The sequence below is a fragment of the Paracoccus homiensis genome (assembly GCF_900111675.1).
GTDB classification, from domain to species: domain Bacteria; phylum Pseudomonadota; class Alphaproteobacteria; order Rhodobacterales; family Rhodobacteraceae; genus Paracoccus; species Paracoccus homiensis.
In genome coordinates, this window is record NZ_FOHO01000007.1 from 1 (window position 1) to 23227 (window position 23227).

26 protein-coding genes are annotated in these 23227 nt (G+C 65.1%); 17 read left to right on the forward strand and 9 right to left on the reverse strand.

The window, feature by feature from the left end; translation table 11 throughout:
• The 4 genes from BMX67_RS10760 to ccmI all read right to left on the reverse strand — a co-directional run.
• Positions 1–188, reverse strand: a 188-nt coding sequence (locus BMX67_RS10760) for a transposase (RefSeq protein ID WP_139206495.1), incomplete at its 3' end; no start/stop codon positions are given.
• 63 nt (positions 189–251) lie between these two features.
• Complete coding sequence (locus BMX67_RS10765) at positions 252–455, reverse strand: DUF1289 domain-containing protein (RefSeq protein ID WP_090734804.1); 204 nt, start codon at positions 453–455, stop codon at positions 252–254.
• The gene (ruvX, locus tag BMX67_RS10770; RefSeq protein ID WP_090734805.1) at positions 448–930 is read right to left on the reverse strand and encodes a Holliday junction resolvase RuvX; all 483 of its coding nucleotides are present in this window, start codon (positions 928–930) and stop codon (positions 448–450) included. The genes BMX67_RS10765 and ruvX overlap by 8 nt, the downstream gene beginning before the upstream one ends.
• The gene (ccmI, locus tag BMX67_RS10775; RefSeq protein ID WP_245739424.1) at positions 927–2153 is read right to left on the reverse strand and encodes a c-type cytochrome biogenesis protein CcmI; all 1227 of its coding nucleotides are present in this window, start codon (positions 2151–2153) and stop codon (positions 927–929) included. Before ccmI ends, ruvX begins: the two co-directional genes overlap by 4 nt.
• 171 nt (positions 2154–2324) lie before the next feature.
• Here ccmI and BMX67_RS10780 point away from each other — a divergent pair, with 171 nt between their 5' ends.
• From BMX67_RS10780 to BMX67_RS10800, 5 genes are all read left to right on the forward strand, one after another.
• Positions 2325–3590: a sarcosine oxidase subunit beta family protein gene (locus tag BMX67_RS10780; RefSeq protein WP_090735065.1), complete on the forward strand. Its 1266-nt coding sequence runs from the start codon at positions 2325–2327 to the stop codon at positions 3588–3590.
• A gap of 92 nt (positions 3591–3682) precedes the next feature.
• Positions 3683–3916, forward strand: coding sequence for a hypothetical protein (locus BMX67_RS10785; protein ID WP_090734807.1), 234 nt, complete (start codon positions 3683–3685; stop codon positions 3914–3916).
• Positions 3917–4048: 132 nt separating this feature from the next.
• A complete protein-coding gene (locus tag BMX67_RS10790) occupies positions 4049–4399 on the forward strand; it encodes a sarcosine oxidase subunit delta (RefSeq protein WP_090734809.1) in 351 nt (116 codons plus the stop codon).
• On the forward strand, positions 4396–7323 hold the full coding sequence (locus BMX67_RS10795) for a sarcosine oxidase subunit alpha family protein (protein WP_090734810.1): 2928 nt from the start codon (positions 4396–4398) through the stop codon (positions 7321–7323). Before BMX67_RS10790 ends, BMX67_RS10795 begins: the two co-directional genes overlap by 4 nt.
• A complete protein-coding gene (locus BMX67_RS10800; protein WP_090734812.1) occupies positions 7316–7834 on the forward strand; it encodes a sarcosine oxidase subunit gamma in 519 nt (172 codons plus the stop codon). The genes BMX67_RS10795 and BMX67_RS10800 overlap by 8 nt, the downstream gene beginning before the upstream one ends.
• 5 nt (positions 7835–7839) lie before the next feature.
• Here BMX67_RS10800 and BMX67_RS10805 read toward each other — a convergent pair whose 3' ends face one another.
• Positions 7840–9804 (reverse strand): O-linked N-acetylglucosamine transferase, SPINDLY family protein, encoded by a 1965-nt coding sequence (locus tag BMX67_RS10805; RefSeq protein WP_175479878.1) that lies wholly within the window; start codon positions 9802–9804, stop codon positions 7840–7842.
• A 173-nt stretch (positions 9805–9977) separates the two neighbouring features.
• On the opposite strand from BMX67_RS10805, the gene BMX67_RS10810 reads away from it, so the two are divergent.
• The 4 genes from BMX67_RS10810 (at position 9978) to der (ending at position 14257) form a co-directional block, all read left to right on the forward strand.
• The gene (locus BMX67_RS10810; RefSeq protein WP_090734815.1) at positions 9978–10577 is read left to right on the forward strand and encodes a superoxide dismutase; all 600 of its coding nucleotides are present in this window, start codon (positions 9978–9980) and stop codon (positions 10575–10577) included.
• A 172-nt stretch (positions 10578–10749) separates the two neighbouring features.
• Complete coding sequence (locus BMX67_RS10815) at positions 10750–11418, forward strand: tetratricopeptide repeat protein (protein WP_090734816.1); 669 nt, start codon at positions 10750–10752, stop codon at positions 11416–11418.
• A 32-nt stretch (positions 11419–11450) separates the two neighbouring features.
• Entirely contained in the window at positions 11451–12776 is a 1326-nt protein-coding gene (locus BMX67_RS10820; RefSeq protein WP_090734818.1) for a PQQ-binding-like beta-propeller repeat protein, read from the forward strand.
• Complete coding sequence (gene der / locus BMX67_RS10825; protein WP_090734819.1) at positions 12773–14257, forward strand: ribosome biogenesis GTPase Der; 1485 nt, start codon at positions 12773–12775, stop codon at positions 14255–14257. The genes BMX67_RS10820 and der overlap by 4 nt, the downstream gene beginning before the upstream one ends.
• Here the strand turns inward: der and BMX67_RS10830 are convergent.
• The 4 genes from BMX67_RS10830 to BMX67_RS10845 form a co-directional block, all read right to left on the reverse strand.
• A complete protein-coding gene (locus BMX67_RS10830) occupies positions 14254–15009 on the reverse strand; it encodes a hypothetical protein (RefSeq protein WP_139206497.1) in 756 nt (251 codons plus the stop codon). The genes der and BMX67_RS10830 overlap by 4 nt on opposite strands.
• 73 nt (positions 15010–15082) lie before the next feature.
• On the reverse strand, positions 15083–16375 hold the full coding sequence (gene serS / locus BMX67_RS10835) for a serine--tRNA ligase (protein ID WP_090734822.1): 1293 nt from the start codon (positions 16373–16375) through the stop codon (positions 15083–15085).
• Positions 16376–16487: 112 nt separating this feature from the next.
• Positions 16488–16853, reverse strand: coding sequence for an ArsR/SmtB family transcription factor (locus BMX67_RS10840; protein ID WP_411957693.1), 366 nt, complete (start codon positions 16851–16853; stop codon positions 16488–16490).
• Positions 16854–16858: 5 nt separating this feature from the next.
• A complete protein-coding gene (locus BMX67_RS10845) occupies positions 16859–17302 on the reverse strand; it encodes a thioredoxin family protein (protein ID WP_245739425.1) in 444 nt (147 codons plus the stop codon).
• Positions 17303–17536: 234 nt separating this feature from the next.
• On the opposite strand from BMX67_RS10845, the gene meaB reads away from it, so the two are divergent.
• The 8 genes from meaB (at position 17537) to mnmH (ending at position 23192) form a co-directional block, all read left to right on the forward strand.
• Positions 17537–18520 carry a methylmalonyl Co-A mutase-associated GTPase MeaB gene (gene meaB, locus BMX67_RS10850; protein ID WP_090734826.1) on the forward strand — a complete coding sequence of 328 codons (984 nt, stop codon included), beginning with the start codon at positions 17537–17539 and terminating at the stop codon, positions 18518–18520.
• A 65-nt stretch (positions 18521–18585) separates the two neighbouring features.
• A complete protein-coding gene (locus tag BMX67_RS10855) occupies positions 18586–19689 on the forward strand; it encodes a bifunctional transcriptional activator/DNA repair enzyme AdaA (protein WP_090734828.1) in 1104 nt (367 codons plus the stop codon).
• A 107-nt stretch (positions 19690–19796) separates the two neighbouring features.
• Positions 19797–20096 (forward strand): 50S ribosomal protein L28, encoded by a 300-nt coding sequence (gene rpmB, locus BMX67_RS10860; RefSeq protein ID WP_090734829.1) that lies wholly within the window; start codon positions 19797–19799, stop codon positions 20094–20096.
• Between the two features lie 90 nt (positions 20097–20186).
• On the forward strand, positions 20187–20495 hold the full coding sequence (cutA, locus tag BMX67_RS10865) for a divalent-cation tolerance protein CutA (RefSeq protein ID WP_245739426.1): 309 nt from the start codon (positions 20187–20189) through the stop codon (positions 20493–20495).
• 17 nt (positions 20496–20512) lie between these two features.
• Positions 20513–20869: a hypothetical protein gene (locus BMX67_RS10870; protein WP_090734831.1), complete on the forward strand. Its 357-nt coding sequence runs from the start codon at positions 20513–20515 to the stop codon at positions 20867–20869.
• 17 nt (positions 20870–20886) lie between these two features.
• The gene (locus BMX67_RS10875; protein WP_090734833.1) at positions 20887–21393 is read left to right on the forward strand and encodes a copper chaperone PCu(A)C; all 507 of its coding nucleotides are present in this window, start codon (positions 20887–20889) and stop codon (positions 21391–21393) included.
• A 172-nt stretch (positions 21394–21565) separates the two neighbouring features.
• Entirely contained in the window at positions 21566–22135 is a 570-nt protein-coding gene (locus BMX67_RS10880; RefSeq protein ID WP_090734835.1) for a L,D-transpeptidase, read from the forward strand.
• A gap of 7 nt (positions 22136–22142) precedes the next feature.
• Complete coding sequence (mnmH, locus tag BMX67_RS10885) at positions 22143–23192, forward strand: tRNA 2-selenouridine(34) synthase MnmH (protein WP_245739427.1); 1050 nt, start codon at positions 22143–22145, stop codon at positions 23190–23192.
• Positions 23193–23227 lie beyond the last annotated feature (35 nt).

The following is a 23227-nucleotide window of genomic DNA, read 5'->3' on the forward strand; positions in this document are numbered from 1 at the left end:
CGGCTGTAGAGCGTCTTGTGCGGACCATAGGCGGCAGGCGCATCCCGCCAGCGCAACCCATTGCGATTGATGAAGATAATCCCACTCAGAGCCCGCCTGTCATCAACCCGTGGCTTGCCGTGCGACTTCGGGAAGAAAGGGGTGAGCTTGGCCATCTGCTCGTCAGTCAGCCAGTAGAGGTCGCTCATGTCACCGCTCCATTTTCTGAGCCGTGAATCACGCCGTGCGACCAAAATCAATGCATCCTGATCCTAACGCCGCTTCAGCGATTGGCGGCGCGCCGGCAGCTGGTCGATGATCTCGCGTTGGGCGGCGGGGGCCATGCTGCCCCAGGATGCGATCTCGTCGAGGCTGCGGAAACAGCCCACGCACAGATCGCGCGTCTTGTGCATGACGCAGATGTTCACGCAGGGGCTGGGCGGGCTGTGCGGCGGGATCGCGCGACGATCAGACATGACCGCTTTGGCCCAGATGCCGCAGCCGATCCAGTGCGCCTTGCAGAATATAGCCTGCCGCGACCTGATCTATCACCTCGGCCCGTCTTGCGCGCGATGTGTCGGCCTCCAGCAGCGCGCGTTCGGCGGCGACGGTGGACAGGCGTTCGTCCCAGAACCCGATGGGCAGATCGGTCAGCCGCGACAGGTTGCGGGCGAAGGCGCGGGTGGATTGCGCGCGGGGGCCCTCTGACCCGTCCATGTTGCGCGGCAGGCCAAGGATCAGGCCGGTCAGACTGCGCTCTGTCACGATCTTTAGCAGGTCTTCGGCATCCAGCGTGAATTTGCGCCGCTTGATGACCTTCAGCGGCGAGGCGACGCTGCGCAGGCTGTCGCTGACCGCGACACCGATGGTCTTGGTGCCCAGATCCAGACCGGCCAGGGCGCCCATCCGGGGCAGGTTTTCGGCCATTTCGGTGATGTCTTCGAAGATCATTGGATCAGTCCAGCCTGTTCTGCGGCAGTGTTGATGGGGGCGATCGCCTCGGGGGCGTCGCCGAAACGGGATTGGGCCTCGGCATAGATCGCCCTGGCGCGGTCGGTCTGGCCCAGCACGGCAAGCGAGCCGATCAGCCGGGCCCATTCCTGCGGCGTGCCGCCCTGTTCGGCAAGCCGGCCTTCCAGCCGCGCGACCATGCCTTCGATCATCTGCTGACGATCCTGCGGCGACATGTCCTCGGCGGCCTGCATCTGATCGCCGTCGGGGCCGGGCAGCGCGGGCGCGGCCTCGGGCGGGACGTAATCGGGTTGGCCGGCCAGCCATGCCAGATCGCGGATGCTGGCCTGAATGGGCTGGTTCCAGGGCGCGTCGGGTGGGCCTTCTTCCAGCAGGCGGCGCCAGACGGGAAAGGCGCGGTCGGGACGGCCATTCTGCAATTGCAACAGGCCCAGCATATAGCGGCCCTGCGGCAGGCGCGGGTCCTTTTGCAGCGCCCGTGCCAACACCTCTTCGGCGTCGGGCGTGATCAGCCCGCCCGCGGCCTCGGTCATCAGCGCGGCCAGTTGCAGCAATTGCCCGGCCGACACCTTGTCGCCCAGATGATCGACCAGTTTCTGCTGTGCTTCGCGGGCGGCGGTCATGTTGCCCAGCCGCGCCTCGCTGGTGGCCAGCAATGTCAGGCCCTGCGGATCATCGGGGCGGGCCGCGACCGCATCGCGCAGATCCTGCACCAGCGTCGCGTAATCCTCGTCCACCTCGGGGGTGGGGACGGCCGGGGCGGCGGCCTCGGCGGCGGCCTGATCGGGGCGCGAGTCATAGGCCCGTTCGGCCAGCGCGATCCGGCGGGCGATGGGCAGGTCGGGCGATCCGGGCTGACCCTCGCGCAGATACAGCGCAAAGGTGCCCGCCAGCAGCAGCCCCAGCATCGTCAGCGCGGCCAGCGCGTTGCCGGTGCGGCGCCGGGTGGCATCGGTCTCCATGCGGCGATCGGCATCCAGAACCTTGCGGCCGATTTCGGTTTTCAGGCGTTGGGCTTCGTCAAGGCTGATGATGTCGCGTTCCAGATCGCGATCCACCTCGCGCAGCTGATCGCGATAGACCTGCAGATCAAAGGCGGCCGCCGAATCCTGTGCGTCGGTCGCGGCTCTGCGCAGCAGTGGCGCGGCGATGGCGGTACCGACCGCCAGCGTCAGGAATGCGCAGAAAAGCCAGAACATCATTCGCCCTCCGTGGTCTGCGCACGGGTTATCCGGTTTCACGCGACGGCGAAAGCCCAACGGGTCTGACAAGCCTGCGAGACGGTGTCGCATTTTGGCGTGATTAGGCCGCTTGACGTGTTGTCAGGTCGCGCGCGGGGCGGCATGGTTGCGACAAGTTTCGATGGGGTGATCATGCCGACAGCACCGCGTTCCGGCCGCTATTCCGTTTTTGCCATCGCCCGCGAGGCGTTGCGACAGCACACAGGCTGGCAGCGTGCCTGGGCCAGTCCCCAGCCGCGCGACAGATACAAGGTCGTGATCGTCGGGGCAGGGGGGCACGGCCTGGCGACGGCCTATTACCTTGGCAAGAATTTCGGCATCACCGATGTCGCGATCATCGAGAAGGGCTGGCTGGGCGGCGGCAATACCGGGCGCAACACCACGATCATCCGGTCGAACTATCTGCAGGACCCGTCGGCGGCGATCTATGACAAAGCGCTGAAACTGTATGAAAACCTGTCGCAGGACCTGAATTATAACGTGATGTTCAGTCCGCGCGGGCTGATCATGCTGGCGCAGACCGAACATGAGGTGCGCGGCTACAAGCGCACCGTCTATGCCAACAACCTGCAAGGCGTCAGCACCGAATGGGTCGATCCCCAACGCCTGAAGGAACTGGTGCCGATCATCAATCTGGACGGGCCGCGCTATCCCGTTCTGGGCGGGCTTTATCAGGAACGCGGCGGCACCGCGCGCCATGATGCCGTGGCCTGGGGTTATGCCCGTGCCTGTTCCGACATGGGCATGCATATCATCCAGAACTGCGAGGTCACCGGGGTCGAGACCGAGGGCGGGCAGGTCCGCGCCGTCAATACCAGCAAGGGGCGCATCGGCTGTGACAAGCTGGCGATGGTCGTGGCCGGGCATTCCAGCCAGCTGGCCGAAATGGCCGGGTTCCGCCTGCCCATCGAAAGCGTCGCCCTGCAGGCGCTGGTCAGTGAGCCGATCAAACCCTGCATGGATGTGGTCGTCATGGCGAACACCGTTCACGGCTATCTGTCGCAATCCGACAAGGGCGAGATGGTCATCGGCGGCGGCACCGACGGGTTCAACAACTTCACCCAGCGCGGCAGCTGGCACCATGTCGAGGAAACCGTCCGCGCGCTGGTCGAGACCTTTCCGATGATCAGCCGCCTGAAGATGCTGCGCCAATGGGGCGGGATCGTGGACATGACGGGCGACCGCTCGCCCATCCTGTCGACGACGCCGGTCGGCGGCATCTATGTGAATTGCGGCTGGGGCACGGGCGGGTTCAAGGCGATCCCCGGTTCTGGCTGGGCCATGGCCGAACTGGTCGCCAATGGCCGCCCCGGCCCGCTGGCCGAGGAATTTGGCCTGAACCGGTTCCGCGAAGGCCGCTTTATCGACGAATCCGTCGCCGCCGGCGTCGCGCATTAGGCACGGATCCGCCGAATGACCTCTGCGTGTGGAACTTGCCCCCTGCCTTCGGGATTGGTCGGACATCAAATGTTCAACCAAGAGGATCCCTCATGGCCGAAGGCAGCAATAACAACGGATTGTATTTCATCGTCGGCGGTATCGTCGTCGTCGTGGCGCTTCTTTTCTTCTTCATGTCCGGCGGTGACGTGGACACGGCGGCCGATGCCCCGGCTTCGGAAGAAACCAATGTCACCATCGACGCCGCACCCGAGGCCCCGGTCACAGATGCAGCACCGGCAGATGCCGCGCCTGCCGATGCGGGGACCGAACCCGCGTCGAACTGATCCGCATGCGCCGGGGACAAGCCCGGCCGCACCGAATGATTGCAAGGTCCGGGGGCGCCGCCCTCGGGCTTTTGCATGTCTGCGTCCGACAAGGACGCGCACGCCGACCACCATTTGCCCAAGGACGACGCCATGCTGATCCTGACATGCCCCTATTGCGGCGTTAAGGCCGAGGAAACCGAACTGCAACCGGGCGGCGAGGCGCATCTGAAACGGGTGGGGCCCGCAGGCTCGGACGATGAGTTCGAGGATTACATGTTCGCCCGCAAGAACGCCAAGGGCGTACATTTCGAACGCTGGCGCCATGCCTATGGCTGCGGCAAGTGGTTTCTGGCCGCGCGCGATACCGCCACGCTGCAGGTCTATGGCACCTATTCCGCCCAGACGCCGCACCCCCCCGCCCGGATCGTCGCGGCCATCCGCGATGTTCATCCCGACTGGCAGCCCGACTGGACCGAAACCGCAGGAGCCGACGCCGAATGAGCCATACGCCCCCTTTCCGACTGGCCCGCGGCGGTCGCCTGATCGATCGCGCCTTCCAGGTTCCGTTCCGTTTCGACGGTCGCCATCTGCGCGGGTTGCAGGGCGACAGTCTGGCATCGGCACTGCTGGCCAATGGTCAGATGCTGATGGGTCGGTCCTTCAAATACCACCGCCCGCGCGGCCCGATCGCCAGCGGCGCCGAGGAACCCAACGCCCTGTTCGGTCTGGGGCAGGGGGGGCGGTTCGAACCGAACCAGCGCGCCACCACCACCGCGCTGCTGCCCGGCATGATGCTGCGCAGCCAGAACTGCTGGCCGTCGCTGGATGCGGATATCGGGGCGGTCAACAGCTGGCTGTCGCCGATTTTCCCGGCGGGCTTCTATTACAAGACCTTCATCCACCCGCGCCCCTTCTGGAAGCATGTGTTCGAACCGATCATCCGTCACAGCGCGGGTCTGGGCCGTGCGCCGACCGATCCCGACCCCGATCGTTACGAACAGGCCTATGCCCATGTGGACACGGTCGTCGTGGGCGGCGGGATCGCGGGGCTGCTGGCTGCGCAGCGTGCGGCCGATCAGGGCGGCAGCGTTCTGGTTCTGGAACAGACTGCCATCTGGGGCGGGCGCACGCCGGTCGATCATCCGGGCGGTCAGGCGCGGATCGACGATCTGCTGGCCGATCTGCGCGGGCGCGGCAATGTCACCCTGCGCCGCAACACCATGGCGACGGGCCTTTACGATCACGGCTATCTTCTGGCGCGCGAGGCGCTGGCCGATCACGACCCCAATCAGGGCATCCCGCGTCAACGCCTGTGGCGCATCCGTGCCGGTCATGTCGTGACCGCCACCGGTGCGCTGGAACGCCCGCTGGCCTTTGCCTGCAACGATGTGCCGGGTGTTATGCTGGCCTCGGCGGTGCGCGACATGATCGTGGATTACGGCGTCGCGCCGGGTCAGCGGGTCGTGGTCGTGACGAATAACGACGATGCCTATCGCACCGCCCTGATCGCCGCCGATGCCGGTCTTGAGGTCAGCGTGATCGATGCCCGTCGTACCGCCGATGGCGACCTGCCGCAGGCGGCCCGCGCGCGCAATATTCCTGTGCTGATGAACACCGGCATCGCCAAGGTCAAAGGTGGCCGCCATGTCGAGGGCGTCGTGCTGTGCGACGCCGAGGGCGAGGGCAAGGCAACCGGCGGCATCGATTGCGACGTGGTCGCGATGTCCGGCGGCTGGTCCCCCGTTGTCCATCTATGGAGCCATTGCGGCGGCAAGCTGACCTGGGACGAGCCGCAGGCCATGTTCCGCCCGAACCCCGAACGTCCGCCCTTGGGGGCCGACGGTCAGGGCAATGTCAGCGCCACGGGTGCCGCCAATGGCGATCTGCGCTGTGCGGGTGATCTGGAACGCGCCGAACAGCCGACCATGCCCGTCTGGTGCATGCCGCGGAACGCGCCCTACAAGCTGCGGTCCAAGATGTGGCTGGATTTTCAGAACGACGTGAAGGTCAGCGATGTCGAACTGGCCGCCCGCGAAGGTTATGCCAGCGTCGAACATACCAAGCGCTATACCACGTTGGGCATGGCGACCGATCAGGGCAAGGTCAGCAATATCAACGGGCTGGCGGTCCTGTCCAAGGCGCTGAACCAGCCGATCCCACAGACCGGCACCACCACCTTCCGCCCGCCCTATACGCCGCTGACGCTGGCGACAATCGCCGCCGATGCGCGGGGCGAGGCGTTTCAGCCGCTGCGCAAGACGCCGATGCATGACTGGCACGCCCGCAATGGCGCGTCCTGGGAACCGGTTGGCCATTGGCGGCGGCCCTATTGCTATCCCAAGGGTGGCGAGGACCGTCACGCCGCCGTCAACCGCGAGATCCTGGCCGTGCGGCGCGGGGTCGGCACGCTGGACGCCTCGACCCTTGGCAAGATTCTGGTCAAGGGGCCGGATGCGGGGCGGTTCCTGGACATGATGTATACCAACATGATGTCGACGCTGCCGGTCGGAAAATGCCGCTATGGCCTGATGTGCAGCGAGAACGGCTTTCTGATGGATGATGGCGTCGTCGTGCGCCTGACCGAAGACAGCTGGCTGTGCCACACGACCACGGGCGGCGCAGACCGGATCCATGGGCATATGGAGGACTGGCTGCAATGTGAATGGTGGGATTGGCAGGTCTATACCGCCAACCTGACCGAACAATACGCCCAGATCGCCATTGCCGGTCCGAAGGCCCGCGAGGTTCTGGAACGCCTGCCGGGCAGCATCGACCTGTCGCAGGACGCGCTGCCCTTCATGACCTGGGCCGAGGGCGACATCGCGGGCATTCCCGCGCGGGTCTATCGGATCAGTTTTTCGGGCGAGCTTAGCTATGAAATCGCCGTTCCGACCAGTCGCGGGCTGGAATTGTGGGAACGTCTGCACGAAGCCGGGCGCGATCTTGGCATCACCCCCTACGGGACCGAGGCGATGCATGTGATGCGGGCCGAAAAGGGCTTCATCATGATCGGTGACGAAACCGACGGCACGATCATCCCGCAGGATCTTGGCCTTGGCTGGGCGATCAGCAAGAAAAAGACCGATTACCTGGGGAAACGCGCGCAGTCCCGCAGCCATATGAAGGATCGGTCCCGCTGGCAGCTTGTGGGTCTTGAAAGCCTTGACGGACGGGTGATCCCCGATGGCGCTTATGCGGTCGATGAGGGCGTGAACCCGAATGGCCAGCGCAAGACGCAGGGACGCGTCACCTCCAGCTATCATTCCCCGACGCTGGACCGTCCGATTGCCATGGCGCTGGTGCGGCATGGCACCGAAAGGATGGGGCAGGTGATCGAATTCCCCATGCCTTCGGGCGAGGTGCTGAAGGGCCGCATCTGCGATCCGGTGTTCTACGACAAGGAAGGAGCCCGTCTGAATGGCTGAGGCGCTTGCAACCGTGACCCGTGTCGACGGGCTGGGCATGATCTCCATTCGCGCCGATCTGGCGCGGGCAGGCGAGGCGATCGCCGACGCGGCGGGACTTGCCCTGCCGGACATGACCCGGATCACCACCGACGGCAGCCGCTGGTTGGGCTGGATGTCGCCGGACGAATTGCTGCTGATCCTGCCGGCACAGGACCACCGCGAGGCACAGACCGCGCTGGAACAGGCATTGGCGGGCGAACATGCCCTGGTGGCCGATGTGTCCGATTTGCGGGCTGTGTTCGATGTGATCGGACCACATGCCGATGATGTCATCGCAAAGCTTAGTCCCGCCGATCTGGCGGCGATGCCCGCGGATGGGTTGCGTCGCAGTCGGGCGGCCCAGACCGCGGCAGGGTTCTGGCGCGTCGAGGGCGGGTTTCGCGTGTTCGGCTTCCGCTCGACCGCGGATTACCTGCACCTGATCCTGCGGAACGCAGCCATTCCGGGCAGCCAGCTGGCCCCGCGCTAGGGCCGTCAGGGGCGGATATCCTGTGGCGGCAGCCCCGCGCGGCACCGTGCCACGGTCGTTGCATAGCCCGCCTCCAGTTTGCGGGTATAGCGGGCGGTGTCGAACAGGGGCGATGTGTCGCGGGCGGTCAAAACGCGCCCGCGCAGCGCGCGCAGGCGGTCTGGATTTCGCAGCAGGTCCCGGGCCTTGGCCTGGTAGTCGTCAACCGACCCGGCGATCAGATCGGGCAGGCCCGCCGCCGTCAGCAGGCTTGCCGAAACCCTTGCGGCAAATTGGCGACCCTGCAGCGTCAGGACAGGCAAACCCATCCACAGCGCATCGCTGGCGGTGGTGTGGGCCGTGTAATTGAAACTGTCCAGAAACAGATCGGCGTGCTGCTGCCGTTCCAGATGCGCCTGTTGCGGGACTTTGGGCGCAAAGATCAGGCGATCGCGGTCCAGCCCCCGCGCCGCCGCCTCGCGCCGCAGGTTCTGTTCGGCCCAGGGGTTCGACGCCAGCAGCCACAGGACAGTGTTCTGACTATCCCGCAAAAGCGCCGCCCAGATATCGAATTCGCGGGGTGACAGCTTGTAGGGGTCGTTGAAACAGCACAGCACGACCGCAGTGTCGGGCAGGCCGTGATCCGCGCGGCTGGTGGTCAGGGGCGGGGCCGCGCGGCGATTGTCGGTGGGCTGATAACTGTCGGGAAGGTAGATCACGGCCTCGTCATAGCATCCGCGCCAGTCTGGCGGGATCAGCACCGAATCGGCGATCAGGTAATCCCAGCCAGACCCGGCCAGCGTGCCCGGATAGCCCAGATAATTGATCTGCACCGGCGCGATACCGGTACAGAACAATTGCGGCCTTGCGTCCTGCGTGAACCCTTTCAGGTCCACGGCGATATCCAGATGCAGCCCGCGCAGCAGATCCAGAATCTGGTCATCTGACTGACCGTTCAACTGATGCACCCGTGTCGCAGCCATGGCGCGGCGCGTGATCGCGGCATTGTCGGGCGCGTTCAGCGCGATCAGATGCACCTCGAACCGGGACGGGTCGTGATGTTCCAGTACGCCGGTCAGCAGGTGCAGCGTGGCATGGTCCATCACGTCGCTGGTGACATAGCCCAGCCTGATCCGGCCATCCGCCGGGCGTGGCTGCGGTCTGTGGCGCAGGGTCGCGAAGCTGTCGGCATGGGCGCGGGCCTGCTGGCGGGCGGCTGCGGGATCATCGGCCAACGCCAGCAGGGACCAGGGATCGGCGGGCTTGCCGCAGGTCGCGCGATCCGCCCGCCACGCGCGGAAATCGTCATGGGCGGACCAGTCGGCAATTTTCTTTTTCAGGTAGATGCGGGTGGTCAGCAGGTCGTCATCCTGCGGATCCAGGCGGATCGCATGTTCGCAGGATCGCAGCGCCCTTGGGTAATCCCGCCGCGCCATATATGTCGACATCAGGTTCACCCGCGCAGGCAGATAATGCGGCGCCGATTTTGCCAAGGCCTGCCAGGTCGCCAGAGCCGCGTCCTTGTTCCCCATCGCATCCTGCACCACGCCCAGAAGGTTGCGCGGCACGGCCTCTTTCGGGTTCAGGCGCCGTGCCGTTTGCAGGGCCTGTTCTGCGGCGGGCAGATCGCGCAGGGTCCACAGCGCCAGGCCAAGCCCGGCATGATGCGCCGCATCGCGCGATTGCAGCACGCTTGCCTGCCGATAGCAGCGCACGGCAGCCTTGGGATCACCCTGCAACAGGCACAGCGCACCCAGTTGGGCATGGGCGGCGGCGTTGTCCGGCAACAGCGCGACCGCCTGAAGTGAAAAATTCATCGCCAGTTCCGCCGCGCCCAGCTGTTGTGCGGCAGCGGCGGCCAGATACCACAGGTCGCCATTTCCCGGCTGATCCGACAGCGCTGCATGGGCGCGGCTTAGCGCCAGCCGGAATTCCCCCGCGTTCAGAAGGTCGCGCAGATGATCCTGCATCGTCATGTCTGTGGCGGCCATTCGTAATCCCCTTCGCATCTGGCGCCAGGGTAATGTGCAAGGTTTAATCCTTGGTGAAGGGTCGGTCGATTGTCCGCGTGCCGGAACCTGCGTGCCCCCCTTGCGTTGAGGGCGCGAATGCGGGACTGTGCGCCCGACCTCAGAGGCTCAAACCTTTCAGAAAGGAGAGGAAAATGGCTTTCACCCTTCCCGATCTTCCTTACGCCCACGACGCACTGGCCGGTGCAGGCATGTCGAAAGAGACGCTGGAATACCACCACGACAAGCACCACAACGCCTATGTCGAGAAGCTGAACGAGCTGATCTCGGGCACCGAGTGGGAAGGCAAGTCGCTGGAAGATATCGTTAAAGGTACCTACCAGAAGGACGCCGTGGCGCAGAACGGCATCTTCAACAATGCCAGCCAGCATTGGAACCACGCCCAGTTCTGGGAAATGATGGGCCCGAACAACGCCGCCATGCCGTCCGAGCTGGAAAAGGCGCTGGCCGAAAGCTTTGGCTCGGTTGACGAATTCAAGAAGCAATTCTCGGCAAAGGGCGCGGGTCAGTTCGGTTCCGGCTGGGCATGGCTGGTCAAGAACGCCGATGGCTCGCTTGCCGTCACCTCGACCGAGAACGGCGTGAACCCGCTGTGCTTCGGCCAGACGGCGCTGCTGGGCTGCGATGTGTGGGAACACAGCTATTACATCGACTTCCGCAATGCGCGTCCGAAATACCTGTCGAACTTCCTCGACAACCTGGTGAACTGGGAAAACGTCGCATCGCGCATGTGATTGCGGATCGCCAGATCGTTTCAGGCCCGCCCACCCGTCGGTTGGCGGGCCTTTTCATGCGCTGACGGCAACCCTGCGCAAGATGTTGATGCGGCCAAAGCTTGCGGCATTGGCAATTCACGCGCACGCGGTATAAGACGGCGGACGACTTGCTAACGACCGGAAGGCGCCGATGGCCAACCAGAATGACAGCTTTATCGACGAGGTGACAGAAGACCTGCGCCGCGACCGCCTTTTCGCGGCCTTCCGCCGCTATGGCTGGATCGCGGGGGTGGTGATTGTCGGCATTGTCGGCGGCGCGATCTGGCGCGAGGTCAGCGTGGCGCGCGAAAAGGCCGCCGCGCAGGATTTCGGCGATGCGGTTCTGGCCGCCGAGGCCTCGGGCGATCCGGCGGCCTTGCTGAAGGTCGATCCGCAGGGATCAGAAGCGCGTGAAGCCCTGCTGCGGCTTCTGGCCGCCGGTGAATGGGCCGAGGCCGGTGGCACCGACGCCGCCGTCGAGGCGTTGCAGAACCTGTCCGACACGGGCGAGGGCGATCCGGTCCTGCGCGATCTTGCACAGCTGAAACTGGTGATGTTGCAGGGCGGCAAGATGGACCCGTCGCAGCGTGACCAGATCCTGTCGCAGCTGTCGCGCACCGGGGCCCCGTTCGAACTGCTGGCCCTTGAACAGAAGGCCATTGCCCTGATCGAGGCGGGCCGGACCGAGGATGCCATCAGCCTGATCCGTCAGATTCAACAGAAATCGGGCCTGAGCGAGCCCTTGCGTCGCCGTCTTTCCGAGATGATGATCGCGCTGGGTGTCGAACCAGACCTGACCGACAATCTGCCGTCGAACTGACGGCCAAGGACAAGACGCGAGGGAGAGCAAGGATGACCGCCACGCTTCGACTGACGATGGCTGTTTCGGCGTTGCTGGCCGTGGCCGCCTGCGGAGATCGTGAGATCATTCTGCCGGGCGAACGGCTGGACCCGCTTGCCGTGACCTCGCCCGATGGTCCCGCCGTCGAAGGCCCGGCGCCGGTCAGTTCGACCGCGCTGTCGCTGGCCGCGCCGCGCGGCAATGCCGAATGGACCCATCGCGGCGGCAATGCCGCGCATCAGCCCGGTCACGTTGCCCTGGGCGCGGGCACCCAGCGGATCTGGTCGGCCCCGATCGGTGCGGGGAATGGCAAGCGGCATCGCATCAGCGCCGATCCCATCGTGGCGGCAGGGCGCGTCTTTACGCTGGACAGCCGCGCGACGGTGACCGCGACCGCGCAGTCGGGCGGCACCGCATGGTCGACCGACATCACCCCTGCGGGCGAAAACGCCAACAGCGTGTCGGGCGGCGGCATCGCCTATGAGGGCGGGCGCGTCTATGTCACCACCGGCTTCGGCCAGCTGGTCGCGATGGACGCGGCCTCGGGCGCGGTGCTGTGGCGCCAGCGGGTCGAGGCCCCGATCGGTGGCGGTCCGGCGGTGCAGAACGGCGTCGTCTATATCGTGGCGCGCAACAATGTCGGCTGGGCGGTGCGCGCCTCGGACGGCAAGGTCCTGTGGCAGACGACGGGCACGCCGTCCTCGTCGGGGATCATGGGCGTCGCGGTGCCCGCGGTGCAGGGCGATACGGTGATCTTCCCCTTCTCGTCGGGACAGTTGCTTGCCGCCGATACCGAAACCGGCGAAACCCGCTGGACCGCGCAGGTCGCGGGCAAGCGGGTCGGCCGCGCCATATCGCTGATCCGCGATGTGACCGGGGATCCGGTGATTTCGGGCGGGCAGGTGTTCAGCGGCACCTCGTCGGGGCGAATCAGCGCCGTGGGGATGGCCGACGGGCTTAGCAGCTGGAACAGCCGCGACGGAGCCAATGGTCCCGTGGTCGTGGCAGGCGGGTCCGTCTTTGCCGTCAATGATCAAGCGCAGTTGATCCGTCTGGACGCCGCCACCGGCGGAGTCATCTGGCGGATCGAGCTTCCATACTATACGGACCAGAAAACCAAACGTCAGGACAAGATCTATGCCCATTACGGGCCGGTTCTGGCCGGGGGGCGGCTGTTCGTCGCATCCTCGGACGGTATCCTGCGTGCTTTCGATCCGGCCTCGGGCCAGCTTGTCGGGCAGGCCGCCATTCCGGGCGGCGCTGCGGCAGCGCCTGTCGTGGCCGGGCAGACCCTTTACGTCGTCTCTCGGGACGGCCAGTTGAACGCTTACAGATGACCTTTACTCTCGCCATCGTCGGTCGGCCGAATGTCGGCAAATCGACCCTTTTCAACCGCCTCGTGGGCAAGAAGCTGGCCTTGGTCGACGACCAGCCGGGCGTCACGCGCGACCTTCGCGAGGGTGCGGGCCGCCTGGGCGATCTGCGCTTTGTCGTGATCGACAGCGCCGGCCTGGAAATGGCCGAAGACGATAGCCTTCAGGGCCGGATGCGCCGCCTGACCGAACGCGCCGTGGACGAGGCCGATATCTGCCTGTTCGTCGTCGATGCGCGGGCCGGTGTTACCGCGGCAGATGAATATTTCGCCGATATCCTGCGCCGCCGCGCGAAACACGTGATCCTTGCCGCGAACAAGGCCGAAGGTCGCGCCGGTGAAGACGGCGCGATGGAGGCATTCGGGTTGGGACTGGGCGACCCGCTGCGCGTTTCGGCCGAGCATGGCGAAGGCATGGACGACCTGTATCGCGCGCTTGTCCCGCTGGCCGAGGTGGTCGAGGCGGAACGCCCCGCGCCCATCGCCGCCGAAACCGATGTCGAACTGTCCGAAGAGGATGCCGAAAGCGGTGAGGGTGCCGAGGACTGGCGGCCCAGTGCCGCGCGTCCGCTGCAACTGGCGGTGATCGGCCGTCCGAATGCCGGAAAGTCCACCCTGATCAACAAGATCATCGGCGAGGATCGTCTGCTGACCGGCCCCGAGGCCGGGATCACGCGCGATTCGATCAGCGTGACGACCCAGTTCATGGATACGCCCATGCGGATCTTTGACACGGCGGGAATGCGCAAGCGGGCCAAGGTCATCGACAAGGTCGAAAAGCTGTCGGTCGCAGACGGTTTGCGCGCCGTGCGCTTTGCCGAGGTGGTCGTGGTGCTGCTGGATGTGGCGATTCCGTTTGAACAGCAGGATCTGCGCATCGCCGATTTCGCCGAGACCGAGGGCCGTGCCGTCGTGGTCGCCGCGAACAAGTGGGATCTGGAAGACGACAAGCCGCACAAGCTGAACGAATTGCGCGCCAGCTTTGAAAAGCTGCTGCCGCAGTTGAAGGGCGCGCCCCTGGTCACGGTTTCGGCCAAGACAGGCAAGGGGCTGGATCGTCTGCACAACGCGATCCTGAAGGCGCATGAGGTCTGGAACCGGCGCGTGTCGACCGCCAAGCTGAACCGCTGGCTTGAGGCGATGACCGAAAGCCATCCGCCCCCGGCGCCGGGTGGCCGACGCATTCGTCTGCGCTACATGACGCAGGTCAAGACGCGCCCGCCCGCCTTCGTGGTCAAGGCGACGCATACCGACAAGATCCCAGACAGCTATCAGCGCTATCTGATCAACGGGTTGCGGCAGGATTTCGACATGCCGGGCACGCCGATCCGTCTGTTCCTGCGCGATCAGGGGACCGTGAACCCCTATCGGCACAAGGCCGACAAGATCAATCAGTCGGGTGCGCTGTCCAAGCACAAGAACCGGCAGAAGCCGAAAGGCAGCTAACTGGCTGCGTGAATCAGCACGATGGCCATTGCGGAAATCCCTGCAATGGCCGCCAGCGCGATGATCGGGTTGGTGCCCATCGTGGTCACGGCCAGCCCGCAGAACCCCCAGATCATCGCGGCGGGAAAGCCGATCGAGGGACCGATCTGTGCCTGAACGGCGATGCCAAGCGCGGCGCCGGGCAGGATCGCCATGATCGCGGCTTCGCCGATGGACAGCCCGAACATGGTGCCGACCAGTCCGGCCATCGCGGCGGTCACCACCCCGGTCGTCCAGCCTGCCAGAAAGCTGATTGCCGGACGCTGCCGTCGCCGCGCCTGTGTCGCGGCAAACAGGGCCGCCGCAAGCGCCCCGATGGCGACCAGCGTAGACAGCAGCGGCAGGTCGCGATATAGCCAGGGCCAGATCGCGCCCAGAACCAGCGTCGCCACCAGCGGCGCCCAGACCGGCGAGCTGTTCGGATCGGGATCGGCCGGGTCAAGCATCTGGCCCACCGCATCCAGCGCCACCACCGCCCACAGGGCAAACAGCAGCAGCCACATCAGCAGGTTCTGGGGACTGATATACAGTTGCGGCAGATCAATCGCGTTCTGCCACGTGCCGCCCGCGTCGCTGAACATCGACAGTGACGCGCTGGAGGGGGGCGACATGACCGCCTCGGCCCGCCGATCGTTCAGCAGGCCAAAGCCCAGACCGCTAAGCATGAAGGCGGCGGAGGCGGCAATGTGGACGATGTGGCGCGACTGTTTCATGTCGACCAACGCCGTCCCCGTCGAACAGGTTGCGCGGGCCTTGCGGCGGGGCCGCAAGAATCCGCGCAGCCGGTCAGATCAGGCGGCCATCGGCGCCCAGGACCGTCGCCCCGGCCAGATAGGGATGCAGGGCCGCAGGCAGGATCACCGACCCGTCGGCCTGCTGGCCGTTTTCCAGCACGGCGATCAACGCGCGTCCGACGGCCAGCCCGGACCCGTTCAGCGTATGCACGAATTCCGGCTTGCCGCCGCCGCCGGGACGATAGCGCGCATTCATGCGGCGGGCCTGAAAATCGCCGCAATAGCTGACACTGGAAATTTCGCGATAGGCGTTCTGACCGGGCAGCCACACTTCCAGATCATGGGTGATGCGCGCGCCAAAGCCCATATCGCCGGTGCATAGCGCGATGGTGCGATAGGGCAGGTCCAGCGCCTCCAGCACGGCTTCGGCGCAGGCGGTCATGCGGGCATGTTCCGCGACCCCGCCTTGCGCGTCGGTGATCGAGACCATCTCGACCTTTTCGAACTGATGCTGGCGCAGCATGCCGGTGGTGTCGCGCCCCGCGCTGCCCGCCTCGGACCGGAAGCACTGGCTGTGGGCGACCATGCGCCGGGGCAGGGTGGCCTGTTCGACAAGATCGCCATGAACGGTGTTGGTCAGTGTCACCTCGGCCGTGGGGATCAGCCACCACCCCTCGCGGGTCTGATAGCTGTCCTCGCCGAATTTCGGCAGCTGACCTGTGCCGCGCATCATGTCTTCCAGAACCAGAACCGGGGTCCAGGTTTCTTCCAGTTCGTGCTTGCTGACATGCAGGTCCAGCATGAATTGCGCCAGGGCCCGATGCACCCGCGCCACGCCGCCCTTCAGCAGCACGAAACGGCTGCCCGACAGCTTGGCCGCGGTTTTGAAATCCATGCCCGGCTGGACGCCCGCGATCTGGAAATGTTCGACCGGCTCGAAATCGAAGCTGCGTGGGTTGCCCCAGCGTTTCAGTTCGACATTGTCGTCCTCGTCCTTGCCGTCCGGCACCTGATCCAGGGGCAGGTTGGGAATTTCCATCAGCATTCTGGTCAGACGCTCGTCCATCTGCGCGGCTTCGGCCTGCAACTGGGCGATATCGGCCTTTTTCCGGGCCACCAGCGCGCGCAACCGTTCGAATTCGGCCTCGTCGCCGCGACCCTTGGCGGCGCCGACCTCTTTGCTGGCCTTGTTCTGTTCGGCCTGCGCGGTTTCGGCCTGCGCAATCCGCGCGCGGCGATCCGCGTCCAGCGACAGGATCTGCGAGGACAGCGGGTCCAGCCCGCGACGGGCAAGGCCACGATCGAAGGCTTCGGGGTTTTCACGGATGGCACGGATATCATGCATGACTGTCACCGTCGCAAAGAAATGGTCGGACAGTGCCTAGCGCAACGCGCAAGGCGACAAAAGCCCGAGGATGCCGATTGTCGTGTGAAAGGTCGATGGCGGACGATCTGCGCTAATTGGCGCAGAACAGCCGATACATCAGGCCGACCACCTCGGCCGCGCGCGGATCCGATACCGTATAAAGCCGCGCCTTGCCCGCGCGTCGGCTGCTGACCAGACCTTCGGCCCGCAGACGGGCCAGTTGCTGACTGACGGCGGCCTGCCGTTGTCCCAGCAGTTGTTCAAGCTGACCCACGGTTTTCTCGCCACCCGACAGGTGGCACAGGATCATCATGCGGCCTTCATGGGCCAGCGCCTTCATGAAGGATGCTGCCTCGGCGGCACGGTCAAGCATGTCTGCCGTGGCGATCTGTTCGCATTGCTGCCCCGGCGCATCGGCCGGTTCCCGTTGGTGCTCTGCCTCTGCTCTGTCTTGCACGTGGATCAACCCCCAAACCCCTTAGTCATATTCACTTGTGATACTCTATCCAGCATGTCGTCAATCAGCGGATAGAAATATTGCGCGCCCGGATATCCCTCCAGACGCGATATTTCCTGGCCATTTCGCAGCAGTATGAAGGTCGGCGTCATCGTCGGCCTGCGCGCCAGCGCCAGCCCGTCGGGCCAGGGACCGTCGATATCCACGCGCATCAGCGGCGCGCGGCGTCCTTCCTTGCTGTGATCATAGCCGGGACCGATTTCACGGTCCCATCTGGCGCAATAGACGCAGCCCCGCTGATCGATCATCAGCAATCTGACCGGCTGTTCCGTCCAGTTCGCCACGGTCATGTCCGGCGCCTGCGCACGCGCGGCGATCGGGCCGGCCGCAGCCCCGATCAGCAGCGCCAGAAAGAAAGCGCGAAGGTATTGGACAAAACAGTTTGACATTTTCGCAACTTAAATCGCTTTGCGGTATCGGGCAAGCTGGTGGAATAGCGCATTTTTTTCCGCCATGCTTTTCCAGCGCGACGAAATGCCGATAATTTCGCGCCTGCATCCGGGTCGGATTGTCGGGATAATTCGCGTGCAAGGCGCGAAACCGGGCGGGGTCTTGGCAATCGTCGCCGTGCTGACTAACCACGGGGGGCAGGGGCATCGCCGCCCCGACAGCGACGGAGTGTCATGGACGATCTTCTGCAGCCGCTGACCGAAGGGAACCGCCGCGCCTTGTCGCGGGCGATCACCCTGATCGAATCGACCCGCCGCGATCACCGCGCCCGTGCCGTGGACCTGTTGTCGCAACTGCCCGACCGTCAGGCGCTGCGGATCGGGCTGTCGGGCACGCCGGGGGTCGGGAAATCCACCTTCATCGAGGCGTTCGGCACGATGCTGACCGAACAGGGGCTGCGGGTGGCGGTGCTGGCGGTCGATCCGTCCTCGGCCCGGTCGGGGGGCTCGATTCTGGGCGACAAGACCCGGATGGAGCATCTGTCCCGCAATCCGATGGCCTTCATCCGGCCATCGCCCTCGAACACGGAATTGGGCGGGGTGGCGCGGCGGACGCGCGAAACCGTCCGCCTGTGCGAGGCCGCAGGCTATGATGTGGTCCTGATCGAGACGGTCGGCGTCGGACAGTCCGAAACGCTGGTCGCGGAAATGTCGGATCTGTTCGTCCTGCTGCTGGCGCCTGCGGGCGGGGATGAATTGCAGGGCGTCAAGCGCGGCATCATGGAAATGGCCGATCTGATTCTGGTCAACAAGGCCGATGGCGATCTGCTGGGCACAGCGCGGCGCACGGTCGCCGATTATGCCGGCGCATTGCGCCTGCTGCGCAAGCGCCTGCAGGATCCCGAAGGGTTTCCCAAGGCGCTGCCGGTTTCCGCGGTCGAAGAGATCGGCCTGGACACGGCCTGGGCAGAGATGACCACGCTGGCCGATTGGCGCCGCGATCACGGGCATTTCGACGCCAATCGTGCGGCGCAGGCGCGGCACTGGTTCATGGCCGAACTTCGCGCCGGATTGCTGGCGCGACTGGATTGGCCTGACGCCAGGGCGCGGCTGGCCGATCTGGGCGATGCGGTTGCGCGTGGCGATGCCGCACCCGGACAGGCGGCGGCCGACATGCTGGACTATCTGCGATCGACGCAGGTCACAAAACCGGATTAGACGCCCGTTTTCGCGCCCCATTCATCCATGGATCGGGTAAACCGGGTCATGGAAAGGAGGCCGCCATGCTTGGACTGCCCGATGATCAGATCCTGTATCGGGCGCTTGTCGCCCGCGATGCCGCCTATGAAGGGCGGGCGCTTGTCGGGGTGACGACGACCGGCATCTTCTGTCGTCTGACCTGTCCGGCCCGCAAGCCGCGACCGGAAAACTGCCGCTGGTTCCCCGACGCGGATTCGGCTGTCGCGGCAGGGTTCCGGCCATGCCTGCGCTGCTCACCGACCGGCACCTCGGCCTTGGGCGAGGCAAGCGTGGCCCGTCTGCTGCCCTTGCTGGAGGCCGATCCCGGTCGCCGCTGGTCCGAGGCGGATCTGCGCGATTTGGGGCTGGACCCATCGACCGTGCGCCGCGGGTTTCAGCGGCAATTCGGTCAAAGCTTCCTGCAGATGGCGCGGGCCGCGCGGCTGGGGCAGGGGTTGAAAACGGTATCGAAGGGGGCTGCCATGATCGACGCGCAACTGGATGCGGGCTTCGAATCGGCATCGGGCTTTCGTCAGGCCTTCGCCCGGCTTTTCGGCCACAAGCCATGCGAATTGCGCAAGGACGCCGATCTGCGCGCCGACTGGATCGATTCGCCGCTTGGCGGCATGATCGCGATTGCGGATCAGACGCATCTGCATCTACTGGAATTCGTCGACCGCAAGGCGCTGCCGGACGGGCTGCGCAAGCTGTCGGGCTTTGTCGAGGGGCGCATCGGTCTGGGCCGCAGCGCGGTGACCGACCGAACCGAGGCGTGGCTGGACGCCTTTTTCAACGGGCGGCAGGGTCAGGTTGATGTCACGGTGAAACTGCACGGGACCCCTTTTCAGCAACGTGTGTGGCAGCAATTGCAGCGGATTCCGGCGGGCGAGACGCGCAGCTATGCCGCCTTGGCGCAGGAAATCGACCGCCCCGGCGCGGTCCGGGCCGTTGCCCGTGCCAATGCCACGAACCGTCTGGCATTGATCGTCCCCTGCCATCGCGTTATCGGCGCGGATGGCAGCATGACCGGCTATGCCGGCGGGCTGTGGCGCAAGGAACGCCTGATCCAGATCGAGGCGCAGTATCGCCAAGGCACCGAAGCCGCCACGGGCGATTGCGGGGTTGACGGACAGTACCGGCTTGTGTAATCACCCGCGAACGGAATTTCCGGGCGCTGCCTCGCGGCGCCCTTTCACATTGGGTTGGACCCTCCCGCCGGGGACGCCCGTTACAAGCTGAGACGAAGGATAATCACATGTCGCGCGTCTGCGAACTGACCGGCAAAGGCCCGATGACCGGCAATAATGTCAGCCACGCCAACAACAAGACCCGTCGCCGGTTCCTGCCGAACCTGAACGAGGTCACGCTGACTTCTGAAAAAATGGGCCGCAGCTATGCGCTGCGCATTTCGGCCGCTGCCCTGCGCTCGGTTGATCACCGCGGTGGTCTGGACGAGTTTCTGGCAAAGGCGAAAGATGCCGAACTGTCGGATCGCGCCCTGAAGATCAAGCGCGAGATCGCCAAGAAAGAAGGCCCGGCCGAACTTCAGGCCTAAGCCTTTCGGCACGACCGGCATTGCGCCCCGCCTTGGCGGGGCTTTTGCATGTGTGTTGCCGTTTCCGTCCTGTCGTGAAAGGCTGCGCCGATGATGCTGCATGTGACCACGACCTGCCCCGATCTTGACAGCGCCCGATCCCTTGCGCGGGCGGCGCTGGATGCGCGTTTGGCGGCCTGCGCGAATATCAAGCCCGGTCTTGTCAGCCTGTTTCACTGGCAGGGCAGGATCGAAGAAGAGGCCGAGGTTCAGCTGGTTCTGAAAACCAGCGACCTTCGCCGCGCCGGGTTGGTCGCGCTGATCGAGGCGCAGCACCCCTATGATGTGCCGGTGATCACATGGGACGCCGTTGCCACGACGCAGGCTGCGGCAGATTGGCTTCTGGCCGAAACTCTGTGATCGGATAGCCTGCACCGATGACCCCGCTGCTGCGCCTTTCCCTGATTCTTGTCCTGATGCTGACCGGCATCGGGCTGGGCGCTGCGCGTGGAACGGTGCAGATCGGCGGGCGGGTGGTCATCTGCACGGGCGAAGGCGTGGTCACGCGCCAGATCCCCGGCGCACCGGCACCGGTTTCCCATGTCTGCCCGGATATGGCGCTTGCGCTGATGGCCGGTTTGGCGCCCGAACAGCCGCAGCCCATGGCGCGGCGTGGTACGACAGACATCCAGTTCACCCTTGGCGACGATCACGGTCATTCCCGGCCTGTTCCGTCCTCGCGGGCACGTGGCCCGCCCGCCATTGCGGTGCCCGACGACATATCCCTGATTTGATGAACTGGAAGAAACCGATGAAATTTTTCGCTATTCTGGCGACTGCTGCCGTTCTGTCGCCCATCGCCGCCGTCGCCCATGATGCCATCGACGTCGTCGATGCCTATGCGCGCGGGGCCAATCCCAAGGCCGGAGCCGCCTTCATGGTTCTGGACAACCACCGCGAGGTTGCCTGCACGCTGGTCGGTGTGTCCTCGGACGCGGCGGCCAAGACCAAGCTGCACACCCATACCGAGGTCGAGGGCGTCATGAAGATGCATGCGATCGAAGGCGGGATCGAGGTGCCGCCCGGGTCAAAGCACGCGCTTCAGCGTGGTGGCGATCACGTCATGCTGATGGGCCTGACCGCACCGCTTGAGGATGGCATGACCGTCGCCCTGACGCTGGATTTCGGCGATTGCGGCACGCAGAAGATCGATGTGCCGGTCGATAATCAGCGTGCGGATGATCACGCGCAGACGCCGCATGACGATCACGCGGCCCATGAGGGGCATGAGGGCCACGAAGGCCACGCGGATCACTGATTTCCGGCGCGGCGGTTCCCGGATCGCCGCGCAGCCCCGCGCGGGATTGTGACCTGATCGCACCCAACTTGGCGTGAACTGTCCGGCATTGTTGCGGTTGAGTTGCCATCTGACCGCTATTCGCGGTATTTATGGACCAAACAGGAACACGAGTAGTTAGCAGGACAATCCGATGAACCGTCGTCAGTTGATGTCGCTGGCCTTGCCGCTGATCGCAGCCCCGTCGCTGGCGCTTGCGCAGGTCGAACAGGTCACTCAGGCCGCCGCCACCCGCGATCCCTATGCCCCGACCGAAGTCTCGATCCGCAAGGATTTTGAAGTCGGCAGTATCGTGGTCGTCAGCAAGGATTTCTTCCTGTACCACGTGATCGCGCCGGGCCGGGCTATCCGTTATGGCGTGGCCGTAGGCCGCGATGAGCTGGTCTGGAAGGGCAAGGCCACGATTGGCCGCAAGACCGAGTGGCCGGGTTGGACCCCCACGCAGTCCATGATCGAACGGAATCCCGGTGCCTATGCGAAATGGGCCAATGGGATGCCCGGCGGTCCGCGCAATCCCCTGGGCGCGCGCGCCCTGTATCTTTATGACGCCAAGGGCCGCGATACCGCGATCCGCATTCATGGCACGACCGATCCCGGTTCGATTGGCCGCGCGGTCTCGAATGGTTGCCTGCGGATGCGCAACGAGGCTGTCATGAGCCTTTATGACAAGGTGCCGGTCGGCACGCCCGTCTACGTTTATTGAGGCGGGCTTGAAGGTCAGCAGCGTCACGGACCCCGCATTCGCGGGGTTCGACGACATTATCGACGTTCGTGCACCGTCCGAATTTGCCGAAGATCACCTGCCCGGCGCGATCAATCTGCCGGTGCTGGATGATGCAGAGCGAGCGTGCGTGGGCACGATCTATAAACAGGTCTCGCCTTTCGATGCGCGCAAGGCCGGCGCAGCCCTGGTTGCAGCAAATGCGGCCCGGCATATCGCGGGTCCCTTGGCGGATCGCGATGGCGGCTGGAAGGCGCTGATCTATTGTTGGCGCGGCGGTCAGCGGTCGGGCAGCTTCAGCACCATCCTTGGTCAGATCGGCTGGCGCGTGCAGCGGCTGGAGGGTGGCTACAAGGCGTGGCGCGGGCTGGTGGTGGATCTGGTCCAGAACGGATCGATCGCCGCGCCGGCGGTGGTACTGGATGGCAATACCGGTAGCGCAAAGACCGCGATCCTGCACCGCCTTGCGGCGCGTGGCGTCCAGATTCTGGACCTGGAGGGGCTGGCCCGGCATCGTGGCAGTCTGTTCGGCGCGGTCGAGGGAGGTCAGCCCAGCCAGAAGATGTTCGAGGGTCGGTTGGCGGTTGCGATGCAGCAATTGGACCCGGCGCGACCTGTGGTGATCGAGGCGGAAAGCAGTCGTATCGGGCAGGTGACGGTGCCGAAGGCGGTGTGGAAATCGCTATGCGAGGCGCCGCGGATCCGGTTGGAAATTCCGGTCGAGGCGCGGGCCGAATATTCGGCCCATGATTACGCCGATGTTGCGGCCGATCCGGCACGTTTGCAGGATATCATTGCGTTACTGGCGCCACTGCATCCGCGCGACAGGATCGACGCCTGGCAGGATCTGGCCCGCGAGGGCGCGTGGCGCGAACTGGCCGAAGATCTGATGCGCATGCATTACGACCCGCGCTATCTGCGGCATCGGTCCCGCTATGCCGCGCGGGAAAAGGCCGTGGTGCGCCTGCATGATCTGCGCGATCTGGAGGCGGCGGCGGGGCAGGTCGAAGGCGCGATGTCGCGCGTGATCTGCGGCTGACATGCGAAACCGCCGGGGCAGGGCCTCCGGCGGGG

Bases quoted from the DNA above. Each gene is read 5' to 3' on its own strand.
- BMX67_RS10800 (WP_090734812.1), top strand. From the start codon at position 7,316: ATGGCTGAGGCGCTTGCAACCGTGACCCGTGTCGACGGGCTGGGCATG.
- BMX67_RS10805 (WP_175479878.1), bottom strand. From the start codon at position 9,804: ATGGCCGCCACAGACATGACGATGCAGGATCATCTGCGCGACCTTCTG.
- BMX67_RS10855 (WP_090734828.1), top strand. From the start codon at position 18,586: ATGCTTGGACTGCCCGATGATCAGATCCTGTATCGGGCGCTTGTCGCC.
- BMX67_RS10830 (WP_139206497.1), bottom strand. From the start codon at position 15,009: ATGAAACAGTCGCGCCACATCGTCCACATTGCCGCCTCCGCCGCCTTC.
- BMX67_RS10820 (WP_090734818.1), top strand. From the start codon at position 11,451: ATGACCGCCACGCTTCGACTGACGATGGCTGTTTCGGCGTTGCTGGCC.
- BMX67_RS10795 (WP_090734810.1), top strand. From the start codon at position 4,396: ATGAGCCATACGCCCCCTTTCCGACTGGCCCGCGGCGGTCGCCTGATC.
- BMX67_RS10785 (WP_090734807.1), top strand. From the start codon at position 3,683: ATGGCCGAAGGCAGCAATAACAACGGATTGTATTTCATCGTCGGCGGT.
- BMX67_RS10790 (WP_090734809.1), top strand. From the start codon at position 4,049: ATGCTGATCCTGACATGCCCCTATTGCGGCGTTAAGGCCGAGGAAACC.
- ruvX (WP_090734805.1), bottom strand. From the start codon at position 930: ATGATCTTCGAAGACATCACCGAAATGGCCGAAAACCTGCCCCGGATG.
- der (WP_090734819.1), top strand. From the start codon at position 12,773: ATGACCTTTACTCTCGCCATCGTCGGTCGGCCGAATGTCGGCAAATCG.
- rpmB (WP_090734829.1), top strand. From the start codon at position 19,797: ATGTCGCGCGTCTGCGAACTGACCGGCAAAGGCCCGATGACCGGCAAT.
- BMX67_RS10870 (WP_090734831.1), top strand. From the start codon at position 20,513: ATGACCCCGCTGCTGCGCCTTTCCCTGATTCTTGTCCTGATGCTGACC.
- BMX67_RS10780 (WP_090735065.1), top strand. From the start codon at position 2,325: ATGCCGACAGCACCGCGTTCCGGCCGCTATTCCGTTTTTGCCATCGCC.
- ccmI (WP_245739424.1), bottom strand. From the start codon at position 2,153: ATGATGTTCTGGCTTTTCTGCGCATTCCTGACGCTGGCGGTCGGTACC.
- BMX67_RS10875 (WP_090734833.1), top strand. From the start codon at position 20,887: ATGAAATTTTTCGCTATTCTGGCGACTGCTGCCGTTCTGTCGCCCATC.
- cutA (WP_245739426.1), top strand. From the start codon at position 20,187: ATGATGCTGCATGTGACCACGACCTGCCCCGATCTTGACAGCGCCCGA.
- BMX67_RS10815 (WP_090734816.1), top strand. From the start codon at position 10,750: ATGGCCAACCAGAATGACAGCTTTATCGACGAGGTGACAGAAGACCTG.
- BMX67_RS10810 (WP_090734815.1), top strand. From the start codon at position 9,978: ATGGCTTTCACCCTTCCCGATCTTCCTTACGCCCACGACGCACTGGCC.
- BMX67_RS10880 (WP_090734835.1), top strand. From the start codon at position 21,566: ATGAACCGTCGTCAGTTGATGTCGCTGGCCTTGCCGCTGATCGCAGCC.
- BMX67_RS10845 (WP_245739425.1), bottom strand. From the start codon at position 17,302: ATGTCAAACTGTTTTGTCCAATACCTTCGCGCTTTCTTTCTGGCGCTG.
- serS (WP_090734822.1), bottom strand. From the start codon at position 16,375: ATGCATGATATCCGTGCCATCCGTGAAAACCCCGAAGCCTTCGATCGT.
- meaB (WP_090734826.1), top strand. From the start codon at position 17,537: ATGGACGATCTTCTGCAGCCGCTGACCGAAGGGAACCGCCGCGCCTTG.
- BMX67_RS10765 (WP_090734804.1), bottom strand. From the start codon at position 455: ATGTCTGATCGTCGCGCGATCCCGCCGCACAGCCCGCCCAGCCCCTGC.